The following is a 1813-nucleotide window of genomic DNA, read 5'->3' on the forward strand; positions in this document are numbered from 1 at the left end:
AAAAATGAATAATGACCTTATTGCTGATAAAGCAGTAGCGTATTTTAATGACGGTTTTTTATGTTCAGAATCTGTTTTAATGGCTTTAGCAGAAGCTTATGGAATTGACTCACCACACGTTCCTTCTATCGCAACGGCTTTTGGAAGTGGCCTTTCACGCACAAACGGCCCATGTGGTGCTTTAAGCGGAGGTATCTTGGCTCTTTCTCTTCTTCACGGGCGAAATGAAGGAAAACAAGATTATGCGCAACTGTATAAAAATGTTGCTCTGTTGCAAAATACCTTTAACGAAAAATTTGCCTCAACAGCGTGTACCCAACTCTTAGGTTTTTCAATGGCCGATAACGATGCTAGTGAAAAGTTTACCAAAAATGAATGCAAAAAAAATACATGTAACCATTGTGTTCGTTACGTTGTGGAGGAAGTACAACATATACTCTCTTCTCAAAAAGATTAGACACATGGTGCAGTTTGTAGGCTATATGAAATATTAAGATGTTGAAAAAAGAAACAGTGGCATCACTGCCACTGTTTTAGAAAAGATTAAAGCATCTACAAATTAGAATTTGTAGTTAGCTCTAAATCTCATGTCATTTGAGTTAACCGTTGAGGCTGTCTCTTTTTTGCCATCTTCATATTGTAAAGAGAGTGTTAAACCTTTAATCGATGGAAGATCGTAAGAAATTTGTCCGTCCCAGAATGTAGATTCTGTATCAACAGATGCACCATTGAAGACAACGCCAGATGTACCACCTGCAGTATCTTGATTGATTTTTGTATATTGACCTAAGACTTTAAGACCAGTAACACCAACTTTTGCAAAATCATAACCGATTTCAAGTTTATAGGCATCAGTATTTGCACCAGAAGTTGCTTCCGCACCTTTAATTAGTGGAGCAGTATATGTTGTTGGTCCATTCCCTGCACCTAAGAGAACAGATTGGTCACTCGATACAGTACTGTAAGCCAAAGAGGCATTAAAACCTGATAGCCCAGTAACGCCAACACGTCCTTGATACATATCTCCTTCAAGGTGTAAACTATCAAAGATAGCATTTGATGTTCTCGAACCACGGTATGTTGCATCCAAAAGCACTTTTGCATTGCTTAAAGGAACCACATAATTACCCTCAGCATAGAAAACTTGTGCATCGCCTCCACTTGTACCTTCAACAGCATTAACAAACAAGTATTGTCCTGTTAATGTCAAGTTTGGAATAGAGCTGTTGATAACCGCTGCAGTGTATGCTCCATCAAACCCAAAAACATTTGAGCTACGTGCTGGCCCTGATGCTCTAGCTGTAGAAGTTCCTGCACCATAGAAGACTGCTTCTTTTTTAAAGCTAGAGATATCAGAATCCGCACCCGCTACGCTTTTATCATAATCGGATGTTCTGCCTTGGAATTTGTCAGAGTAACCAGCAACCAATGTTGTATTGGGAAGGTCTGTATTGATAAGAACAGCTGCTTGAAATGCCTCTTTAATCATACGTGAGCCAGAGCTGTTTACAAGTGGACTCGCAATAAATTGGCGACCCACTTTTGCTGTTGTATTTTTCATTGTATAGATGATATAGGCTTCTGAAAGGACAGCTCCTGAACCATACATATCCGTCGCATAAAGATTTTTCGCATCTGAACTAGCCATTGGAGCATAACTTGACTGGAATGTTGTACCCAAACTGAAACCATTCAATGAATCCGTTACATAACCAAGCATAACACCTGTAGAAAAAAGGTCAGCATTACCTTTAGCGATGGCGCCTGTATTTTGATCACCTGTATCTCTGTCAAAATACCAAGCTCTTAATTC

The 1813-nt window shown here is 39.3% G+C and carries 2 protein-coding genes; one reads left to right on the top strand and one right to left on the bottom strand.

Annotated elements, in window-relative coordinates:
- Window positions 1-457: C-GCAxxG-C-C family protein (locus tag PHE37_RS13820; RefSeq protein ID WP_300008844.1), on the top strand; the 457-nt coding region annotated here is incomplete at its 5' end.
- A gap of 102 nt (window positions 458-559) precedes the next feature.
- On the opposite strand, the gene PHE37_RS13825 is transcribed toward PHE37_RS13820, so the two are convergent.
- On the bottom strand, window positions 560-1813 hold a 1254-nt coding region (locus PHE37_RS13825), incomplete at its 5' end, for an OprD family outer membrane porin (RefSeq protein ID WP_300008846.1).

Source organism: Sulfuricurvum sp., from assembly GCF_028681615.1.
In the GTDB taxonomy this organism is placed as follows: Bacteria; Campylobacterota; Campylobacteria; order Campylobacterales; family Sulfurimonadaceae; genus Sulfuricurvum.